Origin of the sequence: Pseudomonas sp. BJP69, assembly GCF_007633355.1 — a bacterium.
In the GTDB taxonomy this organism is placed as follows: Bacteria; Pseudomonadota; Gammaproteobacteria; order Pseudomonadales; family Pseudomonadaceae; genus Aquipseudomonas; species Aquipseudomonas juntendi.
Window position 1 is genome coordinate 1,437,058 of record NZ_CP041933.1, and the last position, 25,641, is coordinate 1,462,698.

27 protein-coding genes are annotated in these 25,641 nt (G+C 63.3%); 14 read left to right on the forward strand and 13 right to left on the reverse strand.

Going from position 1 to position 25,641, the window contains the following annotated elements; all coding sequences use genetic code 11:
* Positions 1-155: 155 nt before the first annotated feature.
* A complete protein-coding gene (locus FPB55_RS06640) occupies positions 156-1,157 on the reverse strand; it encodes an NADP-dependent oxidoreductase (protein ID WP_144187839.1) in 1,002 nt (333 codons plus the stop codon).
* Positions 1,158-1,334: 177 nt separating this feature from the next.
* On the opposite strand from FPB55_RS06640, the gene FPB55_RS06645 reads away from it, so the two are divergent.
* The 3 genes from FPB55_RS06645 (at position 1,335) to FPB55_RS06655 (ending at position 5,935) form a co-directional block, all read left to right on the forward strand.
* On the forward strand, positions 1,335-2,096 hold the full coding sequence (locus FPB55_RS06645; protein ID WP_144187841.1) for an SDR family oxidoreductase: 762 nt from the start codon (positions 1,335-1,337) through the stop codon (positions 2,094-2,096).
* A 140-nt stretch (positions 2,097-2,236) separates the two neighbouring features.
* Positions 2,237-4,177 (forward strand): methyl-accepting chemotaxis protein, encoded by a 1,941-nt coding sequence (locus FPB55_RS06650; protein WP_009685944.1) that lies wholly within the window; start codon positions 2,237-2,239, stop codon positions 4,175-4,177.
* A gap of 397 nt (positions 4,178-4,574) precedes the next feature.
* A protein-coding gene (locus FPB55_RS06655) for an IS3 family transposase (protein ID WP_225786126.1) occupies positions 4,575-5,935 on the forward strand; the annotation gives its coding sequence in 2 pieces (ribosomal slippage) (positions 4,575-5,043 and positions 5,043-5,935; 1,362 coding nt in all).
* Between the two features lie 81 nt (positions 5,936-6,016).
* Here the strand turns inward: FPB55_RS06655 and FPB55_RS06660 are convergent.
* A complete protein-coding gene (locus FPB55_RS06660) occupies positions 6,017-7,207 on the reverse strand; it encodes a benzoate/H(+) symporter BenE family transporter (RefSeq protein WP_029887246.1) in 1,191 nt (396 codons plus the stop codon).
* Between the two features lie 144 nt (positions 7,208-7,351).
* Between FPB55_RS06660 and FPB55_RS06665 the strand changes: the two genes are divergently transcribed.
* Positions 7,352-7,954, forward strand: a complete 603-nt coding sequence (locus FPB55_RS06665) for a glutathione S-transferase family protein (protein ID WP_054890623.1) — start codon at positions 7,352-7,354, stop codon at positions 7,952-7,954.
* Positions 7,955-8,409: 455 nt separating this feature from the next.
* Here FPB55_RS06665 and FPB55_RS06670 read toward each other — a convergent pair whose 3' ends face one another.
* From FPB55_RS06670 to FPB55_RS06690, 5 genes are all read right to left on the reverse strand, one after another.
* Positions 8,410-8,781 carry a glutaredoxin gene (locus FPB55_RS06670; protein WP_125855607.1) on the reverse strand — a complete coding sequence of 124 codons (372 nt, stop codon included), beginning with the start codon at positions 8,779-8,781 and terminating at the stop codon, positions 8,410-8,412.
* Between the two features lie 59 nt (positions 8,782-8,840).
* Positions 8,841-9,386: a GTP cyclohydrolase I FolE gene (folE, locus tag FPB55_RS06675; RefSeq protein ID WP_009683234.1), complete on the reverse strand. Its 546-nt coding sequence runs from the start codon at positions 9,384-9,386 to the stop codon at positions 8,841-8,843.
* A 69-nt stretch (positions 9,387-9,455) separates the two neighbouring features.
* A complete protein-coding gene (locus FPB55_RS06680) occupies positions 9,456-10,016 on the reverse strand; it encodes a Smr/MutS family protein (protein ID WP_009683235.1) in 561 nt (186 codons plus the stop codon).
* 66 nt (positions 10,017-10,082) lie between these two features.
* Positions 10,083-10,403 (reverse strand): hypothetical protein, encoded by a 321-nt coding sequence (locus FPB55_RS06685; RefSeq protein WP_009683236.1) that lies wholly within the window; start codon positions 10,401-10,403, stop codon positions 10,083-10,085.
* Positions 10,404-10,488: 85 nt separating this feature from the next.
* Entirely contained in the window at positions 10,489-11,079 is a 591-nt protein-coding gene (locus FPB55_RS06690) for a cysteine hydrolase family protein (protein ID WP_009683237.1), read from the reverse strand.
* Between the two features lie 179 nt (positions 11,080-11,258).
* On the opposite strand from FPB55_RS06690, the gene prmB reads away from it, so the two are divergent.
* Entirely contained in the window at positions 11,259-12,167 is a 909-nt protein-coding gene (gene prmB / locus FPB55_RS06695) for a 50S ribosomal protein L3 N(5)-glutamine methyltransferase (RefSeq protein ID WP_009683238.1), read from the forward strand.
* Between the two features lie 90 nt (positions 12,168-12,257).
* On the opposite strand, the gene FPB55_RS06700 is transcribed toward prmB, so the two are convergent.
* Complete coding sequence (locus FPB55_RS06700; protein WP_144187843.1) at positions 12,258-13,040, reverse strand: hypothetical protein; 783 nt, start codon at positions 13,038-13,040, stop codon at positions 12,258-12,260.
* A 64-nt stretch (positions 13,041-13,104) separates the two neighbouring features.
* Positions 13,105-14,067 carry an alpha/beta hydrolase gene (locus tag FPB55_RS06705; protein WP_054890590.1) on the reverse strand — a complete coding sequence of 321 codons (963 nt, stop codon included), beginning with the start codon at positions 14,065-14,067 and terminating at the stop codon, positions 13,105-13,107.
* Between the two features lie 210 nt (positions 14,068-14,277).
* Between FPB55_RS06705 and aroC the strand changes: the two genes are divergently transcribed.
* From aroC to FPB55_RS06720, 3 genes are all read left to right on the forward strand, one after another.
* Entirely contained in the window at positions 14,278-15,369 is a 1,092-nt protein-coding gene (gene aroC / locus FPB55_RS06710) for a chorismate synthase (protein WP_029887408.1), read from the forward strand.
* A 465-nt stretch (positions 15,370-15,834) separates the two neighbouring features.
* Positions 15,835-16,989, forward strand: a complete 1,155-nt coding sequence (locus tag FPB55_RS06715; RefSeq protein ID WP_054890616.1) for an MFS transporter — start codon at positions 15,835-15,837, stop codon at positions 16,987-16,989.
* Positions 16,989-17,525 (forward strand): oxidase, encoded by a 537-nt coding sequence (locus tag FPB55_RS06720; RefSeq protein WP_070085750.1) that lies wholly within the window; start codon positions 16,989-16,991, stop codon positions 17,523-17,525. Before FPB55_RS06715 ends, FPB55_RS06720 begins: the two co-directional genes overlap by 1 nt.
* A 105-nt stretch (positions 17,526-17,630) precedes the next feature.
* Here the strand turns inward: FPB55_RS06720 and FPB55_RS06725 are convergent, their stop codons facing one another.
* Entirely contained in the window at positions 17,631-17,903 is a 273-nt protein-coding gene (locus FPB55_RS06725) for a DUF3509 domain-containing protein (RefSeq protein WP_009683246.1), read from the reverse strand.
* Positions 17,904-18,169: 266 nt separating this feature from the next.
* Between FPB55_RS06725 and FPB55_RS06735 the strand changes: the two genes are divergently transcribed.
* Entirely contained in the window at positions 18,170-18,694 is a 525-nt protein-coding gene (locus FPB55_RS06735; protein WP_054881728.1) for an ankyrin repeat domain-containing protein, read from the forward strand.
* Between the two features lie 58 nt (positions 18,695-18,752).
* Positions 18,753-19,283 carry a hypothetical protein gene (locus tag FPB55_RS06740; protein WP_125855613.1) on the forward strand — a complete coding sequence of 177 codons (531 nt, stop codon included), beginning with the start codon at positions 18,753-18,755 and terminating at the stop codon, positions 19,281-19,283.
* A gap of 554 nt (positions 19,284-19,837) precedes the next feature.
* On the opposite strand, the gene FPB55_RS06745 is transcribed toward FPB55_RS06740, so the two are convergent.
* Positions 19,838-20,776 carry a ZIP family metal transporter gene (locus FPB55_RS06745; protein ID WP_144187845.1) on the reverse strand — a complete coding sequence of 313 codons (939 nt, stop codon included), beginning with the start codon at positions 20,774-20,776 and terminating at the stop codon, positions 19,838-19,840.
* 126 nt (positions 20,777-20,902) lie between these two features.
* Between FPB55_RS06745 and FPB55_RS06750 the strand changes: the two genes are divergently transcribed.
* The 4 genes from FPB55_RS06750 (at position 20,903) to FPB55_RS06765 (ending at position 24,357) form a co-directional block, all read left to right on the forward strand.
* Entirely contained in the window at positions 20,903-21,094 is a 192-nt protein-coding gene (locus FPB55_RS06750; RefSeq protein ID WP_009683250.1) for a PLD nuclease N-terminal domain-containing protein, read from the forward strand.
* A gap of 261 nt (positions 21,095-21,355) precedes the next feature.
* Positions 21,356-23,413, forward strand: coding sequence for an LTA synthase family protein (locus FPB55_RS06755; RefSeq protein WP_115293549.1), 2,058 nt, complete (start codon positions 21,356-21,358; stop codon positions 23,411-23,413).
* 200 nt (positions 23,414-23,613) lie between these two features.
* A complete protein-coding gene (locus FPB55_RS06760) occupies positions 23,614-23,850 on the forward strand; it encodes a hypothetical protein (RefSeq protein WP_009682021.1) in 237 nt (78 codons plus the stop codon).
* A 177-nt stretch (positions 23,851-24,027) separates the two neighbouring features.
* On the forward strand, positions 24,028-24,357 hold the full coding sequence (locus FPB55_RS06765; protein ID WP_054881731.1) for a ribonuclease E inhibitor RraB: 330 nt from the start codon (positions 24,028-24,030) through the stop codon (positions 24,355-24,357).
* A gap of 68 nt (positions 24,358-24,425) precedes the next feature.
* Here the strand turns inward: FPB55_RS06765 and FPB55_RS06770 are convergent, their stop codons facing one another.
* Together FPB55_RS06770 and FPB55_RS06775 are read right to left on the reverse strand one after the other, a co-directional pair.
* On the reverse strand, positions 24,426-25,226 hold the full coding sequence (locus FPB55_RS06770; RefSeq protein WP_144187847.1) for a cytochrome c: 801 nt from the start codon (positions 25,224-25,226) through the stop codon (positions 24,426-24,428).
* 66 nt (positions 25,227-25,292) lie between these two features.
* On the reverse strand, positions 25,293-25,535 hold the full coding sequence (locus tag FPB55_RS06775; protein WP_144187849.1) for a hypothetical protein: 243 nt from the start codon (positions 25,533-25,535) through the stop codon (positions 25,293-25,295).
* Positions 25,536-25,641 lie beyond the last annotated feature (106 nt).

Here is a 25,641-nt window from a genome sequence, read left to right on the forward strand (position 1 = left end):
AACCTGTGAATCCCGTACGCCGAAGGGTGCTGCAATTCGCGGCGCCAGCAGGGCCACGGGCGCCTGCTGAGCGTGCGGGAATGAGGGGGGGCTGTGCTGCGCAGCCCGGCGTGAAGCCAGGCCGCAACTTCCGGGGGCTGCGCATTCGGGTAGGGTTAAACCTTCAGGACCAACTTGCCGAAATTCTCACCGTTGAACAGCTTCAGCAAGGTCTCTGGGAAGGTCTCCAGCCCCTCCACCACATCTTCCTTGCTTTTCACCTGCCCGTTGGCCAGCCACCCGGCAATTTCCTGTGCGGCCTTGCCGTACTCCTTGGTGTGGTCCATCACCACAAAGCCTTCCATGCGCGCGCGGTTCACCAGCAATGCCAGGTAGTTGGCCGGGCCCTTCACCGCTTCCTTGTTGTTGTACTGGCTGATGGCGCCGCAAATCACGATGCGTGCCTTGAAGTTGATGCGCGTCAGCACGGCGTCCAGAATCTCGCCGCCCACGTTGTCGAAGTACACGTCCACGCCTTTCGGGCATTCGCGCTTCAAACCGGCCAGCACGTCTTCGGCCTTGTAGTCGATCACCCCGTCAAAGCCCAGTTCGTCCTTCAGGTACTGGCACTTCTCGGCGCCGCCAGCAATGCCCACCACGCGGCAACCCTTCACTTTGGCAATCTGCCCGACAATGCTGCCCACCGCGCCGGCCGCGCCGGAAATCACCACGGTGTCGCCAGCCTTGGGCTGGCCCACTTCCAGCAGGGCGAAGTAGGCGGTCATGCCGGTCATGCCCAGCGCCGACAGGTAGCGTGGCAGCGGCGCCAGGTTGGGGTCGATTTTGTGCAGGCCCTGGGGCTCGCCGGTGAAGTAGTCCTGCACGCCCAGCGCGCCGCTTACATGGTCGCCGGGGTTGAAGTCCGGGTGGTTGGAGGCCACTACCTCGCCCACGCCCAGCGCGCGCATCACCTGGCCCAGGGCCACCGGCGGAATGTAGGACTTGCCTTCGTTCATCCAGCCGCGCATGGCGGGGTCCAGCGACAGGTACAGGTTGCGCACCAGCACCTGGCCTTCGCCGGGTTGCTCGGCAGGTACGGTCTCGTAGCTGAAGTCGTCTCGGCGCACGGCACCCACCGGGCGTTTGGCGAGCAGGAAGCGGCGGTTGGTTTGGCTCATGACGGGGTCCTTGTAGGCAGTGGAGGGAAACAGGGCTTCAATCTACCCTGTTGATGAATACAGGTCCTTAATATCACTGACAAGCATGGCAGCCCAAATGCTCATGTGATGATGCTGCCCCGCCAGACAACGCCTGACTATGCTCTGAACCCCACCATACCGTCACAGGAGCGCGCGATGAGCATGACCTTTTCTGGCCAGGTAGCCCTGGTTACCGGCGCGGCGGCCGGCATTGGCCGGGCAACCGCCCTGGCGTTCGCCCAGCAGGGTTTGAAGGTGGTAGTGGCCGACCGCGACACGGTCGGCGGTGAAGCCACCGTAGCGCTTGTCCAGGCAGCGGGGGGGCAGGCGCTGTTCATTGCCTGCGACGTAACCCGTGACGCATCGGTGCGTCAGTTGCACGACGAGCTGATAGCTGCCTATGGCCGGCTCGACTACGCCTTCAACAACGCCGGTATCGAGATCGAGCAGCATCGCCTGGCCGACGGCAGCGAGGCCGAGTTCGACGCCATCATGGGCGTGAACGTGAAGGGGGTGTGGTTGTGCATGAAGTACCAGCTGCCGTTGCTGCTGGCCCAGGGCGGCGGGGTGATCGTGAATACCGCTTCGGTGGCAGGGCTGGGCGCGGCGCCGAAGATGAGCATCTACAGTGCCAGCAAGCATGCGGTCATCGGCCTGACCAAGTCGGCGGCCATCGAGTACGCCAAGAAGGGCATCCGCGTGAACGCGGTGTGCCCGGCGGTGATCGACACCGACATGTTCCGCCGCGCCTATGAAGCCGACCCGCGCAAGGCTGAATTCGCCGCGGCCATGCACCCGGTCGGGCGCATTGGCAAGGTGGAGGAAATTGCCAGTGCGGTGCTTTACTTGTGCAGCGACGGCGCGGCGTTCACCACTGGCCATTGCCTGACCGTGGACGGTGGGGCGACAGCGATCTGATGAAACCGACTTCAGCGCAGCTAAAAGCGACAAGACATAGCTATTTGACACTATTCTGACGTCAGGCCCTTGTTCAGCAGCAGGCAACGTTGCCAACCTTGGCCTTCGGGTTAACCTCGCAAGCACAAGGGGAATGGGCAATGGGCGCGAGCAAGCATGGTGTGCTGGCCAACCTGGGCATGGCCCGTAAACTGGGGCTGGGCTTTGCCCTGGTGCTGCTGCTGACGCTGGCGGTCGCGGCCATTGGTGTTGCGGCGTTATACAGCGTGGGCCAGCGCTTCGACAGCTTGCGCCAGCTGGCCCAGTTCAATACCGACCTGCTGCGCTTGCGCCAGCACGAACAGGCATTTGCCCTGCGTTCCGACCTGAAACAGGCCGAGGCGCTGCGCAGCGGCCTCAAGGGCCTGGCCGAGCGCGCCAGTACCCTGCCGGCGCTGACGGCGGCAGAGTCCGACCTGGCGGCCTACGGCCAGGCATTCGAGGCCTTCGTGCAGGCGGTGCAGGCCAAGGAGCTGGCGCTGGACATGGCCAGCTGGTCGGTGTCCAGCGTGGCCAATAACCTGGATGTGCTGCAGGCCGGCCTGGCCGACGATGGCGTGTACACCCTCAAGCAGTCCCAAGGCCAGCAGGGCGGCGAGTTTCTCGAGCAAGCCGGGCAGGTGGCACAGGTGTCGCGGCTGATGCTGCAGGCCATGGACGAAGCGCGGGTGCGCCTGGAGCAAAGCCGCAAGGGCGAAGAGGGTGTCAGTAAAGAGCGCATTGCCCAAACCGTCGAGGCGGCCAGCCTGGTCGGCCAGCTGCAGGGCGCCATCGCCGATGCCGGTTACCAGAGCGTGCTGGGCGAAGTGGCGGGGCACATCGGCAGCTTCTCGGAAAAGCTCAACGAATACACCGACGAGTTGGCCCGTGAACAAGGGTTGAAGGACCAGTTGCAGGCCAGTGCCGAGCAGGTCACCGGGCGCGTCGACCAGGCCTACCTGGCGCAGGAGCAGGCACTGCAGGGCGAGCTGCAGCGCAATGCCCTGGCCATTGGCCTGGCCACGGTGCTGGCGCTGTTGGCCGGCGTGCTGGCGGCCTGGTTGATTACCCGCGCGGTGGTCGGCCCGCTCAAGCATGTGATCGCCCGCGCCCAGCGCATTGCTGCGGGCGAGCTGGCGTTCGATGCTCAGGCGCCGCGGCGTGACGAAGTGGGGCAGTTGATGCAGGCCATGCAGCAGATGGCCGCGGGGCTGGCCGGTATTGTCAGTGGCTTGCAGCAGGGCATCGAGCAACTGGCAGGCAGTGCCCAGGCGCTGTCGGCGGTGACCGAACAGACCAACCGTGAGGTGGGCAGCCAGAAAGAGGAAACCGAACAGGTCGCCACCGCCATGCAACAGATGACCGCCACCGTGCACGATGTGGCGCGCAACGCCGAAGAAGCAGCCCAGGCGGCCGAGTCGGCAGACGCCAAGGTCGGCTCGGGCCAGCAGGTGGTGCGCCAGAGCATGCAGCGCATCGAACAGCTGGCCGCCGCGGCGGAAACCGCCAGTGCCGGCATCGACAGCCTCAGTGCCGAAATCCATACCATTGGCGATGTGCTGGAAGTGATCAAGAGCGTGGCCGAGCAAACCAATCTGCTGGCGCTGAACGCCGCCATCGAAGCCGCCCGGGCCGGTGAGCAGGGGCGCGGTTTTGCCGTGGTGGCCGACGAAGTGCGGGCCTTGGCCAAGCGTACCCGCCAGTCCACCGAGCAGATCGAGACCCTGGTGGCCAGCTTGCGCGGCAATGCGCAGCAGTCGGTGGCGCAGATCCGCGGCAGTGCCGAACTGGTGCGTATGGCGGTGGCTGACGCGTTGCACACCGAAAGTGCGCTGGGCAGCATTGCCGCGGCAGTGTCGCTGATTCAGCAGATGAACCAGCAGATCGCCGCGGCAGCCGAGCAGCAGAGCTCGGTGGCCGAAGAGATCAGCCGCAGCGTCACACAGATCCGCGGCAGTGCCGACCAGGCGGCCTTGGCCATGCAGGACAATGCCCGGTCAAGTGTGGAGCTGGCGCAGTTGGGCACCGACCTGAAGGGGATGGTGGGGCATTTCAGGTTGTAGCCCAGGTGGTTTCTGGCGATGGCATCAGGGTTGCCAGGTGCTCGCCGTAGCATCTTCAGCGCATGTTAGATCGAGCGCCGCCCGCGCGGCGCATCGCGAGCTGCGCTCGCTCCTACGTTTGTTTCGGGCCAGTAACCCCTGTGCCAGATGCGCGCGGCCGCTTTGTTCGTACGACGCGATTTTTTGAGGCATGCGCCAAGGCGTTCGCGCGCAAATCCCACAGGAATAATTGGCCCGAAACAAACGTAGGAGCGAGCGCAGCTCGCGATGCGCCGCGCGGGCGGCGCTCGCTCTAACAGGCGCTGCATACCTTGTGGCAAACACCTGTCAGCCCTGATGCGATCCCTGGACTGCCCCCAAGAAGTTGGACACCAATCCAATTTCTTGGGGTGTCCATATGAGCAAGTACTCAGACCAATTCAAGCTTACCGCCGTTCATGCCTACCTGGAGGGTGGTGAAGGTTTCCGAAAAGTAGCCCAGCGACTTGCAGTGGACTTCAGCCTGCTGCGGCGCTGGGTCTCCAGCTTCCAGAAACATGGCCAGTTCAGTCTGCGTAAACCAGGCCAGCGGTACAGTGCGACCTATAAGCGCTCAGTCCTTGAGTACATGCACAAGCATCAGCTTTCCTTGCGCCAGACCGCCGCCCATTTCGGTCTTGGTCAGTCTTCGCAGATAGGCATTTGGGCGCGGCAGTACTACAGTGGAAGTCCGGCTTCGCCTGCTCCCAAGAGAAGAAAACCTGCTGCCATGTCGAAAAAGCCTTACCCCATCAAACCCACAACCTCTGATGACACCGATAAAAGCCGCGACCAGTTGCTGGCTGAGCTTGAATGGCTGCGCATGGAGAACGCTTACCTAAAAAAGCTGGAAGAGTTGAAGAAGCAGGAGCGAAGGCAGCCCAAAAAACCCTGATCGTGTCTGCGCTCAAGGACAGGTTTCCCTTGGCCGCTGTTCTGGAGTTGGCGGATCTGCCGCGCAGTACGTTCTATTACCAGCTTCAAGCGCAGGCCAAACCTGATAAGCATGCTGCTCTGAAGCAGATGATTCAGCGTGTCTATCACGAGGAAAAAGGGCTTTACGGTTACCGGCGCGTTGCGATCGTGATCCGCAATGGCGGGACCTTGGTTAACAAAAAAGTGGTGGAGCGTTTGATGATCGAGCTTGATCTTCGCTCACTCGTGCGGCCGAAAAAATATCGGTCGTACAAGGGTGTCGTCGGCACCATCGCGCCCAACCTGCTGGAGCGAAACTTTATCGCGCAGCGCCCGAATCAGAAGTGGGTGACCGATGTGACCGAGTTCAAAGTGGCTCAGGAAAAAGTCTACCTCTCCCCCGTGATGGACTTGTACAACGCCGAAATTGTGGCCTACGAAGTGGCCAGCAGGCCATGCCTTGGGCTGGTCACCAACATGCTGGGCAAGGCCTTCAAGCGCCTGGGAAACAAGCCGAAACTGGTACTCCACTCGGATCAAGGCTGGCACTACCAACACTCGCAGTACCGCCACAAGCTGGCCGAGCAAGGGGTGAAGCAGAGCATGTCACGTAAAGGAAACTGCTTGGATAATGCGGCTATGGAGAGCTTTTTTGGTACGCTTAAGTCCGAATTTTTCTACCCGCAGCGCTTCAAGAGCGTTGAAGAACTGAAAGCCGGTCTGGATGAGTACATCCACTACTACAACCATGACCGCATCAAGCTAAAGCTCAATGGCATGAGCCCTGTGAAATACAGGGCTCATGCTGCAGGGGCTGCTAGCTGAAACTGTCCAACTTATTGGGGGCAGTCCACTCCGTGGGAGCTGGCTTGCCAGCGATAGGGCCGGTACAGGCAATAATGACCTTCAGGCCTTGCGCGGGTTAAGAATCACCAAGGCCAAAACCCCCGCCACAATCCCCCAGAACGCCGACCCGATGGAGAACAGGGTCAGCCCCGACGCCGTCACCATGAAGGTAATCACCGCCGCCTCACGCTCGCGCGCTTCGCTCATGGCAACCGTCAGCCCGTTCATGATCGAGCCAAACAGCGCCAGCGCCGCAATCGACAGCACCAGCTCTTTCGGCAACGCGGCAAACAGCGCTGCCAGGGTCGCCCCGAACACCCCGGCGATGCCGTAGAAAATCCCGCACCACACCGCTGCGGTGTAGCGTTTGCTGGGGTCTTCATGGGCATGCGGCCCAGTGCAGATGGCCGCGCTGATCGCCGCCAGGTTGACCCCGTGCGAGCCAAACGGCGCCAGCAGCAGCGAGGCAAAACCGGTAGCCGAGATCAGTGGCGAGGCCGGTACCTGGTACCCGTCGGCGCGCAGCACGGCCACGCCAGGCATGTTCTGCGAAGTCATGGCCACCACGAACAGCGGAATGCCGATGCTGATGGTGGCGGCCAGCGAGAAGCTCGGCGTGGTCCACACCGGCTTGGCCACTTCCAGGTGGAAGCCGCTGAAGTCCAGCAGGCCCAGCGCGCCCGACAGTGCGGTACCCACCAGCAAGGCCGCCAGCACGCAGTAGCGCGGCGACAGCCGCTTGACCAGCAGGTAGCTGAAGAACATGCCCAACACCAGCAGGGTACGGTGCTGCGCCGCCACGAAAATTTCGCTGCCGATCTTGAACAGGATGCCCGCCAGCAACGCCGAAGCCAGCGACGCCGGAATGCGTTTGACCAGGCGCTCGAAGCTGCCGGTCAGCCCGCACACCAGCACCAGCACCGCACAGGTGATGTAGGCGCCAATGGCCTCGCCGTAGCTGACCCCGCCCAGGCTGGTGATCAGCAGCGCTGCGCCGGGGGTGGACCAGGCAATGGTGATGGGGGTGCGGTAGCGCAATGACAGGCCGATACTGCACACCGCCATGCCAATCGACAGCGCCCAAATCCACGACGAGATCTGCGCAGTGGTCAGCCCGGCCGCCTGGCCGGCCTGGAACATCAGCACCAGCGAGCTGGTATAACCGGTGAGCATGGCGATGAAGCCGGCGACCACCGCCGACGGGGCGCTGTCTGCCAGGGGCCGCAGGCGTGCGGAAGTGGCATTGGTCATGAACAAAGTCCTTGTAAAGGTGTAAGCAGTTTTTTCAGACTACAGCCAGCAAGGTGGATCCTTGCCATACAGCGGCCATTGCTTTTAGCCGTACAGTCGCCAACTATTGGGCGCAATTGCAAAACTGCTTTGCAGGGAGGGGCGATGTACAAGGTTTATGGCGACTACCAGTCGGGTAACTGCTACAAGGTCAAGTTGATGTTGAGCCTGCTGGGCCGGCCGTACGAATGGCACCCGGTGGACATTCTCAAGGGCGAGACCGAAACGCCGGCGTTTCTGGCGATGAACCCCAATGGCAAGGTGCCGGTGCTGGAGCTGGAAGACGGCACTTACCTGTGGGAGTCCAACGCCATTCTCAATTTCCTGGCCGATGGCAGTACATTCCTGCCCAGCGAGCCGCGCCTGCGCACCCAGGTGTTGCAGTGGCAGTTCTTCGAGCAGTACAGCCACGAGCCGTACATTGCCGTGGCGCGTTTCATCCAGTTTTACCTGGGGCTGCCAGATGAGCGTATGGAGGAATACAAAAAGCTGCACAAGGGCGGCTACAAGGCCTTGAAGGTGATGGAACGCCAGCTGCAGATGACCCCGTACCTGGTCGGTGAGCAGTATTCGATTGCCGATGTGGCGTTGTATGCCTACACCCATGTGGCCCATCAGGGCGGGTTCGACCTGGCCGATTACCCTGCCGTTCGCGCCTGGCTGGCGCGGGTTGCCAGCCACCCAGGGCATGTGCCGATGGTGGGTTGACCGCTAACCTGTACCGGCCCCATCGCTGGCAAGCCAGCTCCCACAATCAATATGTTAGGTATTGTTGTGTGGGAGATTCTATGGTTCCTGGCAAGGGTAGCCGGAGCATCTTCAGCGCCTGTGAGATCGAGCGCCGCCCGCGCGGCGCAATCGCGAGCTGCGCTCGCTCCTACGTTTGTTTCGGGCCAGTAACGCCTGTGACAGGCGCGCGCGGCCGCCTTGTTTGTACGGCGCGATATTGAGGCATGCACCAAGGCGTTCGCGCGCGAATCCCACAGGAATAATTGGCCCGAAACAAACGTAGGAGCGAGCGCAGCTCGCGATTGCGCCGCGCGGGCGGCGCTCGCTCTAACAGGCGCTGCCATACCTTGTGGCAAACACCTGTCAGCCCTAAGGCGATCCCTGTGGGAGCTGGCTTGCCGGCGATAGGGCCAGTACAGGAAAGCTGAAACCTGTCAGGCCGAGGCAAACCGCTCATCCAGGTAGGCAATGATGGCCTTGGACTCATACATCCAGGTCACCTTGCCCGCTTCTTCAATGCGCAGGCACGGCACTTTCACCCGGCCGCCACCTTCTTGCAGGGCCTGGCGGTGCGCCGAGTCGTTCTTGGCATCACGCAGCGCCACCGGTACGTTCAGGCGGTGAAGGGTGCGGCGGGTCTTGACGCAGAACGGGCAGGCATGGAACTGGTACAGCGCCAGGCCCTTGGCCGCCTGGTCGACGCGGGCCTGGGCGGCGGCGTCGCGCTTGCGCTTGGCCGGGCGGCTGACCCAGTCTGCAAACACGATGACTTGGCCGAGGCCAACCCGCAGGGCTTTGACGATCATGGGCAACTCCTGAAATGCAAAAGCCGACCTGCAAGGGTCGGCTCGGGGTCTGCAGCCAATTACTTGATCAGGCTGAGGAACTCGCTGCGGGTGGCGGCGTTGTCGCGGAATTCGCCCAGCATCACCGAGGTGATCATGGTCGAGTTCTGTTTTTCCACACCGCGCATCATCATGCACATGTGCTTGGCTTCTATCACCACGGCCACGCCGGCGGCACCGGTAACCTGCAGGATGGCCTCGGCCACCTGGCGGCTGAGGTTTTCCTGAATTTGCAGGCGGCGGGCGAACATGTCGACGATGCGCGCGACCTTCGACAGGCCCAGCACCTTGCCTTTGGGCAGGTAGGCCACGTGCGCCTTGCCGATGAACGGCAGCATGTGGTGTTCGCACATCGAATACAGCTCGATGTCCCGGACCAGTACCATTTCGCTGTTGTCAGAGCTGAACAACGCGTTGTTGGTCACTTCTTCCAGTGTTTGCTCATAACCGCGGCAAAGGTACTTCATCGCCTTTGCAGCCCGCTTGGGCGTGTCGAGCAGGCCCTCGCGGGAGACGTCCTCGCCAAGCTGGCTGAGGATCTCGGTGTAGTTCTGTTCCAGGGACATGGATCTACCTTGGGAAAAAATCGCAAAAACGAAGGTTACGGCGGCGCGCGCGGCGCTGCAAGCGCGGCGTTACTCGTCGCGGCCTTCGAGCATGGTTCGCTTGAGCATCACATACACGGCACCGGTGCCGCCGTGGCGGGCACTGCACGAGGCAAAGCCAAGCACCTGCGGGTGCTGGCGCAGCCAGGTGTTGACGTGGCTTTTGATCATCGGCCGCTTGCCGTCCAGGCGCGCAGCCTTGCCATGGGTCACGCGCACGCAGCGCACTTCCAGCTTGGTGGCTTCGGCGATGAAGGCCCACAGGGTTTCGCGGGCCTTCTCCACGGTCATGCCATGCAGGTCGAGGCTGCCCTCGAACGGGATCTGCCCCAGTTTCAGCTTGCGCAGCTGGGTTTCCTGCACGCCGTCGCGGCGCCACATCAGTTCGTCTTCGGCGCCCACGTCGATCACGAACTGGTCAGACATACCGTCGATGACCAGCGCCTTGTCACTGCGAACGGTCGCCGCCTGGCGCAGGCCGGCCAGCTGCTGGCGGTCGGCCTTGGGCTTGCCGACTTCGGCGCGGTCGTGGCGGATCGGCTTTACGCCGCGCACTTCGGCCTTGAACAGGGAAAAATCGTCGTCTTGCATGGTGCCTCCACGTGGGCGGCGTAGTTTACGCGACTGTGGGGGCTTTATGCAGCCAATACAAAACCCTCAATCATGCTTCTTCATCAAGTGCGGCGACAGGTTCAGCTCACGCCCGCGCCGCAGGCGAATGCGGCTGCGCCGCCACAAGCGCACGCCCAGCCACAGCAGCAGCAAACCAGCCACGGTAACGATGCTGGACAACGCCTTGTTGGCGTTGAGTTCCTGCAGGGCAGGGTAGTTGCCGAGCAAGCCGGCGATGCCGGCCATGGCCAGCAGTACGCCCAGGGTCGCCAGCAGGGCGGACAGCCCGGCCGCCAGGCGGGCGCCCCAGTTACGCGGTTGGCGCGGGCGCAGGCGCTTGGCGTCGAAACTGCCTTTGAGCTTCATTCCGCTCTCCTCTGTGGATATCCGGAATTCGACCTGCCGCCGCCCCTTGGGTTCCGCCCGGCTGCCGGGCGGTCGTGCCAGGGCCTCAGATCAGGCTGGCGGTTGGGGCCACGCAAGCGAAGTTGTCGGCCATCACGGCCATTTCGCACTGGTGAATCTGCGCGGCCGGTATGACCCCATCCTTGAACGCCAGGTCGCGGGTCGCCGAAGCGTCTTCTACCAGTGTGCACCGGTAACCATAGTCTTTGGCGCGGCGCACGGTGGTGCTGACGCTGGAATGGCTCATGAAACCGCACACGATCAGGTCCAGGTGCCCCAGCTCCTGCAGCGTTTCGTGCAGCTTGGTGTTCTTGAAGGCATTGGGCATGCGCTTTTCGATGACGATTTCGCCCTCCAGCGGCTCCAGCCCTGGAATGAACTGGCCAGCGGGCCCCTGTGGGTCGAAACGGCCACCCACCGTGCCCAGGTGGCGAACATGGATGATCGGACGGCCGCTTTTGCGCGCGGCGTCGAGCAACCTGGCGATGTTGGCCACGGCCTCGTCCATGCCCGACAACTGCAGGGGCCCACTGAGGTACTCCTTTTGCGCATCGATGATGATCAGGCTGGCGTGGCTCAGCTTGGCCGGCGGGTAATCGCGGCCAGTGAGGCGGAACATCGTGGTTGGAACGGACATCAAGGGCTCCTTGGTAGGGCTTTTGTGCACCTATTCTCCCCTGCATTGGCGCCAATGGGAATGGTTGACAACGCAAGTGGCATGGTTACTGGCCTGTGACTAGCCCGGCAACGCTGCGATGGAACAAATCTGTGCCCCAGGCTGTTAGACTTTTGTCCGTTCTGAATTAGGAGTACCCCGTGATCACATCCCGCCTGCGCACCCTGCGCGACTACATCCGCTGGGCAGTCAGCCGCTTCCATGAGCATGACCTGTTCTTCGGCCATGGTGCCGACAATGCCTGGGACGAAGCCCGTCTGCTGGTGCTGGGTGCGGTGCACCTGCCATGGGAGGTGGCCGACAGCTACCTGGACTGCATGCTCGAAGACGACGAGCGGGTGCGCCTGCAGCACCTGCTCAAGCGCCGTATCGAAGAGCGCGTGCCAACTGCCTACCTGTTGGGCGAGGCCTGGTTCTGCGGCATGTCGTTCATTGTCGACGAGCGCGTGCTGGTGCCGCGCTCACCCATTGGCGAGCTGATCGAAAAGCGCTTCGAGCCGTGGTTGGCCAACGAGCCGGCACGCATTCTGGACCTGTGCACCGGTTCGGGCTGCATCGGCATCGTCGCCGCCGACGTGTTCCCCGAGGCCGAAGTGGTGCTGGCCGACCTGTCGTTCCAGGCCCTTGAAGTGGCCAACCAGAACATCGAGCGCCATGGCCTGGACGCCCGTGTGTACACCGTGCAGGGCGACGGTTTTGCCGGCTTGCCGGGGCAGCGCTTCGACCTGATCCTGTCCAACCCGCCGTATGTCGACGCCGAAGACTTCGACGACATGCCGGCCGAGTACCACCACGAGCCGGAGCTGGGCCTGGCCTGTGGCAATGATGGGCTGGACCTGGTGCGGCGCATGCTGGCCGAAGCGGCCGACCACCTCACCGAAAAAGGCTTGCTGATTGTCGAAGTGGGCAACAGCCAAGTGCATGTGGAGGCGCTGTACCCCGAGGTGGACTTTGCCTGGCTGGAGTTCGAGCGCGGCGGGCATGGGGTGTTCATGCTGACCGCTGAGCAGTGCCGCCAGCACCAGGAGCTGTTCAAGGGCCGCGTCTGATTCCGAACGGGGCTGCTTTGCAGCCCATTCGCGGGCACGCCCGCTCCCACAGGTATATCACCGATCCATGTGGGGGCGGGCAACGCGGTCTTAACGGGTTGCGATCCAGATCAGCAGCCCCGCCTGAAACACCGCAAACGCCACCAGGCACGTAATGGTAAAGCGCAGCCCGCCATCTTCACGCTGGTACTTGGCCACCCGCTCATCACGCTCGCGCAGCTGTGCGTCTTTTTCCTGCAACTGCTGGTCTGCATGCTGCAGCAAGCTGGCCGCATCAAGGATAGCCACCCGTTGCAGCCGTTCATTGCTCCAGGCTGCTTTCAACTGCCCCACAGGCATTTCCACCGTGCGGCCCTTCAGATGCTGGGCGTCTTCGTACTCCACCTCGATGCCCACACCACGCAGGCAGTGGTCACGGCGCAGGCGTGAGTCTTCGTTCAGCGCGTCTTTGTTCGGCAGGGGCATGCCCTCGACCTGGTAATGCGACCATTTGCGCTGCAACCACTGCGCGGCCTGGGCCAGCAGGAAGCGGCCGATGCCGCGGTTGACCGGCTCCAGCTGCAAGCCCTGGGCGTTGCCGATACGCACCCGGCGTTCGGCATGGTCCACGCGTATGTCCAGGCGGTTCTGTACCTTGTGTACCTTCTGCCCAGGCAACTGGATCTCCATGCGCAGCAGGCTGTGGGCCTTGTCATGGCGCTCGGCATAGCCGAACTGCACAAAGCGCAGCGGCCGGGCGCCGGTGCTGCGGTCGGTGGGCAGCGCGGCCAGGCGCAATAGCTGGAAGTGTTCGACCGGCAGGTCGGCCCAGGGCTGGGCGGGGTTGTCCTGGGGCTCTTCGGCCGGCTCTGCGGCGGCGGGGGCAATGGTCATCGGGGCTGGTCCTCGGCTATGCCTGCTGTATCGGCAGGCAGGCCGCAGACCTGAGGCCGTTGCCTCAGGCCGAAGGCAAATGCTGGATGAAGGTCACGATTCGCTCACCCAGTTCGCGGGCCAGGGGCAACTCAGGGTTGAGGTAGCTGTCGCGTTGCTGGCTCATGTCTTTGGGGCTGATACGCAGCATATGGTTCATGCCGTCGATCAACACCAACTGCGCATCCGGCTTGGCTGCCTTGAGCCGTTCGGCGTCGGCCACGTCCACCTGCACATCGTTGCGCCCCTGCACGATCAGCGCCGGCATCGGCAGGCGGGCGAAGGCGGCGGCGGGGTTTTGCCGGAACAGGGTAATCAGGTAGGGCTGCACACTAGGGCGGAACACCTGGCGCAGCGGTGCAGGCACGTCCAGGCTGGTTTGCCCGGCCTGCAGGCGGTCGAGCAGGGCGCTGCCACCGGCCAGTTGCGCCGGCGGCAGGCGCTGGGCCAGCTGCTCGCGCAATACGTCGGCCATTGGCCGGCCGCTGCCGGCCAGGGTAATCACGGCGCTGGCCCCGGCCTGTTCGGCGGCCAGGCTGGCAATCAGCGCACCTTCACTGTGGCCGATCAGGATCAGCGGGCCAAAGCGTGGGTCGGCCTTGAGCTTGTGGCTCCAGGCGACCACGTCGGCCACATAGCGCTCCACGCTCAAGTCCCGCTCATCGGGTGCGGCAGGCTGGCTGGCAGCCACGCCACGCTTGTCGTAGCGCACGCTGGCAATGTGTTCGTTGGCCAGCAGCAGGGCCAGGCGCTTGAGGTTGTCGACCCTGCCCGAGGCTGGGTTGTTGCCGTCACGGTCGGTAGGGCCAGAGCCGGCAATGATCAGCACCACCGGCGGCGGTGTGGCTTGCTGCGGGAGCAGCAAACTGCCGTGCAGCACGCCCTGGCCGGTGTCGAGGTCGATGGGGCGTTGCAGCACGGTGGGTGCGGCGGCCTGGGCCAGGCCGGTGCACAGCAAGAGGAACAAGGCGACAAGGCGCGACATCATGCGGTACTACATGGGGAGATGTGGGTTTGACCCAATGTTTTGGGGAAGGTTCTGGGGGGCTTGGCAGGTTTGGCCTCTTCGCGGGCACGCCCGCTCCCACAGGGTGATATCTGTGGGAGCGGGCGTGCCCGCGAAAGGGCCAGCACAGGCGATCAAACCATCTGTATACTGCCGCTTTCGTCCATTTCAGGCAGATCTCGCGGAGCGTCCATGTCCGGCAATACCTACGGCAAGCTGTTCACTGTCACCACCGCTGGCGAAAGCCACGGCCCGGCGTTGGTCGCCATTGTCGACGGGTGCCCACCGGGCCTGGAAATTTCCCTCGCCGACCTGCAGCACGACCTGGACCGGCGCAAGCCCGGCACCAGCCGGCACACCACTCAGCGCCAGGAAGCCGACGAGGTGGAGATTCTGTCCGGCGTATTCGAAGGGCGCACCACCGGTTGCTCGATTGGGCTGTTGATCCGCAACACCGACCAGAAGTCGAAGGACTACTCCGCTATCAAGGACCTGTTCCGCCCGGCCCACGCCGACTACACCTACCACCACAAGTACGGCCTGCGCGATTACCGCGGCGGCGGCCGCAGCTCGGCCCGCGAAACCGCCATGCGCGTGGCCGCCGGTGCCATCGCCAAGAAGTTCCTGGCCAGCCAGGGCATCACCGTGCGCGGCTACATGAGCCAGCTGGGGCCGATCGAAATCCCGTTCAAAACCTGGGAATCGGTGGAGCAGAATGCCTTCTTCAGCCCCGACCCAGACAAGGTGCCGGAGCTGGAGGCGTACATGGACCAACTGCGCCGTGACCAGGATTCGGTGGGCGCCAAGATCACCGTGGTTGCCGAAGGCGTGATGCCTGGCCTGGGCGAGCCGATTTTCGACCGCCTCGACGCCGAACTGGCCCACGCGCTGATGAGCATCAACGCGGTCAAGGGCGTTGAAATCGGCGCCGGTTTCGCCAGCGTGGCCCAGCGGGGCACCGAGCACCGTGACGAGCTGACCCCTGAGGGCTTCCTCAGCAACAATGCCGGCGGCATTCTGGGTGGCATTTCCTCGGGGCAGCCCATCGTGGCCCACCTGGCGCTGAAGCCGACGTCCAGCATCACCACCCCGGGGCGTTCCATCGACGTGGATGGCAACCCGGTCGAGGTGATCACCAAGGGCCGCCACGACCCGTGCGTGGGTATTCGTGCCACGCCGATCGCCGAAGCGATGATGGCCATTGCCCTGATGGACCACCTGCTGCGCCACCGTGCCCAAAATGCCGATGTGCAGGTGACTACCCCGGTGCTGGGCCAGCGCTGATCAGCCTGCACCGGCCCCATCGCTGGCAAGCCAGCTCCCACAGGGTCACCACAAACCAGAACATTGTGGGCCACCTGTGGGAGATTCTATGGTTTTTGGCAAGGGTAGCCGCAGTATCTTCAGTGCCTGTGAGATCGAGCGCCGCCCGCGCGGCGCATCGCGAGCTGCGCTCGCTCCTACGTTTGTTTCGGGCCAGTAACCCCTGTGCCGGGTGCGCGCGACCGCCTTGTTTGTACGGCGCGATATTGAGGTATGCGCCAAGGTGTTCGCGCACAAATCCCACAGGCATAATTGGCCCGAAACAAACGTAGGAGCGAGCGCAGCTCGCGATGCGCCGCGCGGGCGGCGCTCGCTCTCACAGGCGCTGCATATCTTCTGACAAACACCTGTCAGCCCTGATGCGATCCCTGTGGGAGCTGGCTTGCCAGCGATAGGGCCGCTACAGGCCCCCAACAAGGCCACCTCATGCAACCCATCCCTTACTGGCGCCTGTCCAGCTTCTACCTGTTCTATTTCGCCCTGCTCGGTTCCACCGCGCCGTTCCTGGCCCTTTACTTCGACCACCTGGGCTTTAGCCCGGCGCGCATCGGCGAGCTGGTGGCCATCCCTATGCTGATGCGCTGCATTGCCCCCAACCTGTGGGGCTGGCTGGGCGACCGCAGTGGTCAGCGCCTGCTGATCGTGCGCCTGGGTGCGCTGTGCACGCTGGCCAGCTTCTCCCTGGTGTTCTTCGGCAAAAGCTACGCCTGGCTGGCGCTGGTAATGGCCCTGCATGCGTTCTTCTGGCACGCGGTACTGCCGCAGTTCGAGGTCATCACCCTGGCCCACCTGCATGGGCAAACGGCACGCTACAGCCAGGTGCGCCTGTGGGGCTCGATCGGCTTCATCCTCACCGTGGTGGGGTTGGGCCGTGTATTCGAGTGGCTGAGCCTGGACATCTACCCGCTGGCGCTGGTCATCATCATGGGCGGTATCGTCGCCGCCAGCCTGTGGGTGCCCAATGCCCAGCCGGTGGAGCAGGGCGAGCGCAGCGCTGCCGGCGGCTTCCTGCGCCAACTGCGTGCGCCCGGGGTGATCGCCTTCTATGCCTGCGTGGCGCTGATGCAGCTCAGCCACGGCCCGTACTACACCTTCCTTACCCTGCACCTGGAACACCTGGGCTACAGCCGTGGCGCCATCGGTTTGCTGTGGGCACTGGGGGTAGTGGCCGAGGTGTTGATGTTCATGGGCATGAGCCGCCTGTTCGCCCGTTTCAGCGTGCAACGTGTGTTGCTGGCCAGTTTCCTGCTGGCCGCCGTGCGCTGGCTGCTGTTGGGCAATTTGGCGGCCGAACCGGCGGTGCTGGTTTTCGCCCAGCTGCTGCATGCGGCCACGTTCGGCTGTTTCCACGCCGCCAGCATCGCGTTCGTGCAGGCCAGCTTCGGCGCTCGCCAGCAGGGCCAGGGCCAAGCCTTCTACGCCGCGCTGTCGGGTACCGGCGGCGCGTTGGGAGCGTTGTATTCGGGTTACAGCTGGAAACTGCTGGGGCCCAGCTTCACCTTTGGTATGGCCAGTGCCGCAGCCTTGGCTGCAGCCGTTATCATTGGCCTTTGTTCGCAACCGACCAGGACCCGCCCCTGATGAGCATTCTCAGCGTTTTCCACACCGCCAGCCCGGCATTGCCGCACAAGGTGTTGACCCACCACGATGACATCGCCGCAACCCTGGCTGAACACGGGGTGCATTTTGAGCATGCCGAACCTGGTGTGCGGGTGCGCCCGGGCAGTGCGCAGGACGAGGTGTTGACGGCGTGCCGCGCGTACCTCGACCAGCTGATGACCGCGCAGGGCAGCAAGGCATTCGTACTGCTCAACCGTGACGGCCAGGACCCGACGCAGGTTGATGTGCGCGATGAACACGTGCATGACGCCGACGAGGTCTTCGCCGTGATCAGCGGGCGCGCGCAAGTGGGGCTGCGGGTGGGCGAGTGGGTGTATTCGGTGTTGTGTGAGAAGGGGGATCAATTGCACGTGCCGGCTGGCACGCGGCGCTGGGTCGAGCTGGGTGAGGCGCCGTTCTGCCTGGCCTTGCGTTTGTATGGCAGCGAGCAGGGTGCGCAGGCGAGGTTTACCGGGGATCTAAGTGCGCGGGCATTTCTGGGCATTGACGAGTTGTAATGCCTGCACCGGCCTCTTCGCTTTGTGGGGAGCGGGCACGCCCGCTCCCACACAAGCTCTCTGCGCGACAACGCAGCCCATAGGGCTGAGTTATCTCAACAGCATTCAGCGGTAGGTCGGCAAGGCAAACCGTTGCTGGCTCTGCAACATCGAGATCACCGGCAGTTCACTGGCCTGCTCAGCCAGGTCACGGCGGATGGCACTGATGGCCCACGACAGCTGCTCGGCGCTGTGCAATTGCCCATAGGTCAGTACGCGTCGGGTCACTTTGCCATCAGCCGCACGCAGGGTCAGCAGCACGCCGCCGTCTGGGCGAGCCTGGGTGGTCACTTCGTAGGCCGAAAATACCGAGACGAATTTTTGCTGAATAAGGTCCATAGCAACTCCTGGCTGTTGTGTGGCAGACATGAGTAGGTAGTTGCAGTGACCGTGCCAGAATCTGAATTCATGAAAATTCCTTTAAATTCAGTGGCTTACAATGCTTTTGCAGAAGCGCTTCCGTGCAGCTTGCAAGGTCGTGCATTTTGCACAGTGCAATTTGCACGAAGCGGGCGGTGGCTATCGGCGCAATAGAATATGAACCTTTGACCGCAATTGCGTGCCTGACAAACACTTGGGCAATCATTTACGCAAGGAGGTTCCCGATGACCAGCCAAGCCGCACACGCCACCATGACCGATGACGAAACCGCAGCCTTTGCCGAGCAGGTGTTCGAACGGGCCCGCCAGGGCGATGCCGAGATGCTCGAGCGCTTGCTCGCCAGCGGCCTGCCGGCCAACCTGCGTAACCACAAAGGGGACACCCTGGTCATGCTGGCCAGCTACCACGGTCACCATGACGCAGTGCGTGTGCTGCTTGCCCACGGCGCCGACCCGCTGATTGCCAACGACAACGGCCAGTTGCCGATCGCCGGTGCCGCCTTCAAGGGTGACCTGGCAATGATCCGCCTGTTGCTCGAGCACGGCGTGCCGGTAGACGCAGCGGCCCAGGATGGGCGCACGGCGCTGATGCTGGCGGCCATGTTCAACCGCTGCGAGATACTCGATTACCTGTTGGCCGAGGGCGCCGACCCGGCGCGCCAGGACGCCCGCGGGGCCACCGCGCTGATGGCCGCGCGCACCATGGGCGCGGTGGATACCGCAGCACGCCTGCAAGTGCAGGCCGGCTAACGGCCTGGGGGCATTTGCGGCTATCCTTGGCGACTTTCACCCGCCGCAGGCCCCCCTCATGAAAACTCAGTTGCTCGAATTCATCAGCCTCATTGGCGCTGGCTGCATGCGCGAGGCCGACATCGAGCGCATCGCCGACGAGGCCGCCCAGGCTTACGCCGACCCGGCCGCGTTCCTCGCCGCCAACCCTGATATCAACTACGACGACACCTTCCCGATCCCGCTGGGCGAATGGGTGGTGCTGGGCAGCCTGCCGGACACCGTGGTGTTCCAGGCCGACAGCTACCAGGCGCTGTTCCAGCAGATCAGCGACTCGTTCGACAGCAGCGTGCCGTTCACCCTCAAGCCCAAACAACTGGCCCGCACCGAGCCGCTGACTGCCTTGAACCGCATTCAGGTGCAGATGGGCGCGCTGAACAAGGAAGCCGGCGGTTATGTGCTACTGAACTTCAGCCAATTGCTGGATGACGAGCTGCAGATGGTGATGGTGGGCCAGCACGACCTGGCGCGGGTGCTGGAACTGGGCGCGGAGCTGGGGATCAAGGTCGAGCCAGCCCTTGAAGCCCTGAAAGTTGCCGTGCATGTCTGAAGGCTGATGGCCCCTGTGGCGCGTAAGCCAGTTCCCACAGCACCACCACAGCGTTCGAACCCAGTGCTGCTCCTGTGGGACTCTATGGTTTCTGGCAATGCATCATGCCAGGTGCTCGCCACTGCATCTTCAGCGCGTGTGGCAAACACCTGTCAGCCCTGATGCGATCCCTGTGGGAGATTCTATGGTTCCTGGCAAGGGTAGCCGCTGCATCTTCAGTGCCTGTGAGATTGAGCGCCGCCCGCGCGGCGCATCGCGAGCTGCGCTCGCTCCTACGTTTGTTTCGGGCCAGTAACCCCTGTGCCAGGTGCGCGCGACCGCCTTGTTCGTACGACGCGATTTTGAGGCATGCGCCAAGGCGTTCGCGCGCAAATCCCACAGGAATAATTGGCCCGAAACAAACGTAGGAGCGAGCGCAGCTCGCGATGCGCCGCGCGGGCGGCGCTCGCTCTAACAGGCGCTGCATACCTTGTGGCAAACACCTGTCAGCCCTGATGCGATCCCCGTGGGAGCTGGCTTGCCAGCGATAGAGCCTGTACAGCCAACCCAAAACTTCAGCCCAGCGCGGTATCCAGAAACATCATGACCGCAAACCCACCCATCAACCCCAGGGTCGCCGCCGTCTGGTGCCCGTTGCGGTGGGTTTCGGGAATCACTTCGTGGCTGACCACGAAGATCATCGCCCCCGCCGCCAGGCCCATGCTGATGGGGTAGGCGAGGGCGAAGCCGGTCGAGATACCCAGCCCGATCACCGCCCCCAGCGGTTCCATCAGCCCCGAACCAATCGCCACCAGTGCGGCCTTGAAGTTCGACAAGCCGGTAGCGCGCAAGGCCAGCGCCACGGCCAGGCCTTCGGGGATGTCCTGGATGGCAATGGCGCTGGTCAGCGGCAGGCCGATGTTCAGGTCGCCGTTGGCAAAGCTCACGCCAATCGCCATGCCCTCCGGCAGGTTGTGCAAGGTAATCGCCAGCACGAACAGCCACACCCGGTTGATGCGCTCGGCATCGGGGCCACACGGGCCGGTGCTTTCATGCTCGTGCGGGGTGAAGCGGTCCAGGCCCAGCATCAGTAGCACGCCCAGGCCCATGCCCAGTACCACGGTGAACGCCGCCGCCGGGCCGCTGCCGGTGATTTCGCGGGCGGCGTCCAGCCCCGGCAGAATCAGCGAAAACGAACTGGCTGCCAGCATCATGCCGGCGGCGAAGCCCAGCATCACGTCCTGGGTGCGTGCGCTCACATCGCGCAGCACCACCGCCAGCACTGCCCCCAGTGCCGTGGCGCCGAACCCGGACAACCCGCCCAGCAGCGCCAGGTGCAGGTTGTCGGCATGGTCGCCGTTCACCGCGTTCCAGAAGCTGGCCGCCAGCAATGCACAAACCGCCAGCAGGCTTAGCGCCATTCCGGCGCTGAGCCACGGGGCATTCACGACCTGTTGGCGCCAGGCGTTGCGCAGCGAGGGTGGGGTAGGGCTTTGCGGCTGTGCGACGGGCATGCGGACCTCGGTTCAATGGCTGCTGGCAGTTTACTCAGGGACCTGCCGCCACCGCCAAGGATTCCCTTCTATTGGCGTGATAGCTGACTATGCTGTGCAGCACAGCCTCTGAAAGGGAGTCAAAGCATGGGGTCGACATTCAACAGCCTGGTTGGGCTGATCATTCTGGCGCTGGACATCTGGGCCATCCTCAACGTGATCAAGAGCGGCAGCGAGGTGGGCAGCAAGGTGTTGTGGATTTTGCTGATCGCACTGCTGCCCGTGGTGGGGCTGGTGATCTGGGCCATCGCCGGGCCGCGGGGGAATGTGCGGATCTGACCGCTCCATGCCCCCTGTAGGAGCGGCCTCGCGTCGCGATGGGGCGCGTAGCGGCCCTGAACGTGCACGGTGGCATACATTTTTGGGGGCCGCTTTGCGCCCGATCGCGACGCGAGGCCGCTCCTACAGCCCACATGAACGGCAATACCCCCGTGACAAAATTTTCACATTGGTTTAAACAGAATCCGCACCCGCACAATGCTGCGTTGGCCCAGTGCCAACGCCCTCTTCGCAACCCGCAATCCTAGGACCTTCCCATTCATGGCTAACACGGACGCCTTGAAGCAACGGGGCGCGCGAGCACCGTTCTCGCCCACCCTGAAATCCCACCTGGCCTACACGCTGCTCAGCGGCTTGGTGATCATGCTGATGCTCAGCCTCGTGCGCCTGGCGCTGTTGGTCTACAACAGCGATATGGTCGGCGATACCCCTTACTCCACCGTCGCCGAAGGCTTCATCAATGGCTTGCGCTTCGACCTGCGGGTGGTGGTGTACCTCAGCATTCCGCTGTTGCTGGCCATGCTCAGCCCCTGGGCCATGGCCCGGCGAGGGGTGTTCCGTTTCTGGCTGACACTCACCTCCAGCGTGGTGATGTTCCTTGGCCTGATGGAAATGGACTTCTACCGCGAGTTCCACCAGCGCCTCAACGGCCTGGTCTTCCAGTACATCAAGGAAGACCCGAAAACCGTACTGAGCATGCTCTGGTACGGCTTCCCGGTGGTGCGCTACCTGTTGGCCTGGGCTTTCGGCACCTGGCTGCTGAGCCTGCTGTTCAAGGGCATCGACCGCATCACCCGGGGCCAGGGCGCACAACGCGTGGCGCCGTGGTACAACCGCCTGGCCGTGTTCATGGTGGTCTTGCTGGTGGCCGTGGTCGCCGCCCGTGGCACGCTGCGCCAAGGCCCGCCGATGCGCTGGGGCGATGCGTTCACCACCGACTCCAACTTCGTCAACCAGCTGGGCCTGAACGGCACCCTGACCCTGATCGACGCCGCCAAGAGCCGCTTTGGCGAAGACCGCGCCAACATCTGGAAGCCGGTACTGGAGCAGGGCCTGGCCACCGAAACCGTGCGCAAGCAATTGCTGACCCCGAACGACACCCTGGTCGATGCCGACGAAGCTGCCGTGCGCCGCGACTTCCTGCCGCCGGCCGAGCGCACCCTGGCGGTCAAGAACGTGGTGGTGATCCTGATGGAAAGCTTTGCCGGCCACTCGGTCGGTGCGCTGGGTAGCCCGAACAACATCACCCCGTACTTCGACAAGCTGGCCAAAGAGGGCCTGCTGTTCGACCGCTTCTTCTCCAACGGCACGCACACCCACCAGGGCATGTTCGCCACCATGGCGTGCTTCCCCAACCTGCCGGGCTTCGAATACCTGATGCAAACCCCGGAAGGCGGCCACAAGCTGTCGGGCCTGCCAGCCCTGCTCAGCGCCCGTGACTACGACGACGTCTACGTCTACAACGGCGACTTCGCCTGGGACAACCAGTCCGGGTTCTTCGGCAACCAGGGCATGACCACCTTCATTGGCCGCAACGACTTCGTCAACCCGGTGTTCTCTGACCCGACCTGGGGCGTGTCCGACCAGGACATGTTCGACCGCGGCAACGAGGAGCTGGCCAAGCACGATGGCAAGAAGCCGATCTATGCGTTGCTGCAGACCCTGTCCAACCACACCCCGTATGCGCTGCCCAAAGACCTGCCCGTCGAGAAGGTGACCGGCCAGGGCCGCCTGGACGAGCACCTGACCGCCATGCGTTATTCGGACTGGGCGCTGGGCCAGTTCTTCGAGAAGGCGCGCAAAGAGCCGTACTTCAAGGACACCCTGTTCGTGATCGTTGGCGACCACGGTTTCGGCAACCACCAGCAGGTCACCGAGCTGGACCTGGGCCGCTTCAATGTGCCGCTGCTGCTGATTGCCCCGGGCATTCAGGAGAAGTTCGGTGCGGTCAACCACACCGTGGGCACCCAGGTCGACATCGTGCCGACCATCATGGGCCGCCTGGGTGGCAAGGCCCGCCACCAGTGCTGGGGGCGCGACCTGCTCAACCTGCCTGAGGGCGACCAGGGCGTGGGCATGATCAAGCCGTCGGGCAGCGAACAGATCGTTGGCCTGGTACAGGGCGACCGCATTCTGATCGAGTCCAAGGACATGACCCCGCGCATGTACCGCTACCAGTTGGGCAGCGAGTTCAAGGCCGAGCTGATCGAAAGCCCCGACCAGCCGCAATTGCTCAAGCAGCTTGAAGCGTACATCCAGACTGCCACCAAGAGCCTGCTGGACAACACCGCCGGTGTGGTGCACGGCACGCCGAAGTAAAAGCTCGCGGGTCACCCGCTGCCACAGTGGCTGCGCCAGCTTCGTGCTGGCGCTACCCCTGCGGGCGGCCCTGGGTCGCGATGGGGGCCCCACGTTTCGGCGCCTGCCGCTTTCATCCTACTGAACATTCTCCCTGCCCCAAGGTCAGTTGTTCAGGCGTAACACACACCCTGTGTTCCTTGACTCAGAGGGTCCGTTAGATGAAAGAGTGGGAAGTCATTTTTGCCGACCAGAAGGGCGAACCGTCCACTCTGGTGTTGAAAGCCGAGCATCGTCCTAGCGAGGAAGAGGCGGCGAGGGCCATTCGTTCTCACCTGTTTCCGGTAATGGCCGAGCTGGACCTCAACGACTTCCAGGACCGCAGCATTTCCCCCACCGCACGCTGGCTTCGTGAGCACAGCGGCGTAATGATCAAAAGCATTGAGGAACAGCCCTAGCCTACACGTTTGCGTGGTGCCTTGGCAGGCGCTACGCTGTCAGCAGGTGCTCGCCTATTATGCGGGCTGGCACCGCATACATTCGCGTCTTGCATCAGCTCGTACTGCCCGGCCGCTGCCGGCAGGTGCGCAGTAGCACGGAAAGTCTATCCATTGCATTATTCAGGAGGACGTTTCATGAGCAGCCAGAACGACGATATCAGCAGCAACGTCCTGCGCCAGATGAAAGCAGGCGGTTTCGACTTCACCCAGATCCACCCCATCGAGTTCTATGCCGTATTCCCCGACGAAGCCGGGGCGCGCCGTGCTGCCAGGCAGTTTCGCGGCGAATCGCTCAATGCCCAGGTGAAGGAGGGCGACGGTGGCTGGCACCTGGAACTGAGCAAGGTCATGTATGCCACCTATTGCGGGATTGGCGACTTTGAAGAGGCCTTCGAGCAGTTGGTGACGCCCTATGGCGGCGAGGTGGAGGGTTGGGGGGTCAAGCACGAGCGGCTCACGGCCTAGCAGCCCTGCGTGGCCATCATCTCAGGCACACCCGCGCCAGGCAGGGGCGGGTTTACCCTAAGCAGCCACTAACGCTTGCGCTTGGCCATATGCTGCAAATAGCCCAGCAGCGCATCCAGCTCCTTGTTGCTCAGCACGCTTTCGGCAAAGCCCGGCATCTTCGCCTGTGGCCACTGCCGCAGGCTTTGCGGGTCGCGGATCAACATGCGCAAATAACCCGGCTGAAAGTATTCGGTGGGGTTGTGCGGCACATTCAAGTCCGGCCCAACCTGCGCATCCCCCGCACCGTTCAGGCGGTGGCAGGCCATGCAGTTTTGCTGGAACAGGGCAAAGCCCTGGCGTACCGGGCTGTCGGCGGGTAGCGTCGGGTCGGGCAGCAATGCCGGGTACCGCTGCGCTACCGGGGCGAGCTGGCGCAAGGTTGCGATCTGGAATGGCCATTGCTCCGGGCGAATCCCGCCGGCCTGCGCTGCTGTCCACACCAGGTAGAACGGCCCTGCGCCAGGTTTGCCTGCACCCAGCGGTGGCCAAGGTTGGTTGGGGTCTTCCACGGCCAGCCAGGCCTGCGCCGGGCCTTTCTGCAACAGCGGCGCAGCGGGCATTTCTGCGGCGAAACCGTCCAGCGCTACCGCCTGCAGGTGGTCGCTGGCGGTAACGCCAGGCAACAGTGCAGCCAACGGCACCGCCCGGTACTGCATGGGGCTGTTGTAGGCTACGTCCTGCTCGATGCGGATGGTCTGCGCTTGCGGGTGGCTGAGCAGTTCGTCGCTGCTCCACTGGCGCTGGGTAGCGCCGAGTTCAAGGTGCAGTTGTGCCGCCGACAGTGGCAGGCTCAGCAGCAGCGCAAGCAGGGCAAGGCAATGGCGCATGGGTACACTCCGACCAAAGAGGCCAGCAGGTTACCTGCGCACTGCCCGTTGACGCCACTGCTGCAGTCAGCCGAACAACCGTGTCAGGTTCGGCACGATCAGCAGCAATGTAGTAGCGAATAAAATAAGCCCGGCTTGGCGAATTTTCGAATGTCTGAACATGGCGGACCGCCTTCTTGTTGTTATTCCTGAGTACCCGTTGGCTTCCTTGTCGCGCTTCGGGTCGATCGCAGTAGCGTGGTGTGGCGCCGCAACTGCCTGCCTTTTATGAGTGGATATACAACCAACAGTAGGGCGTGCGTTATCCATGTTCGAGAACTCTTTGTTCTAGTAGTCGAGACTTTCAGGCCTCATGGCTATGAGGCCATGTGCCATCTCGCTAGCATGCTCTCGCTAGACGGTGGCGCAGCCATCC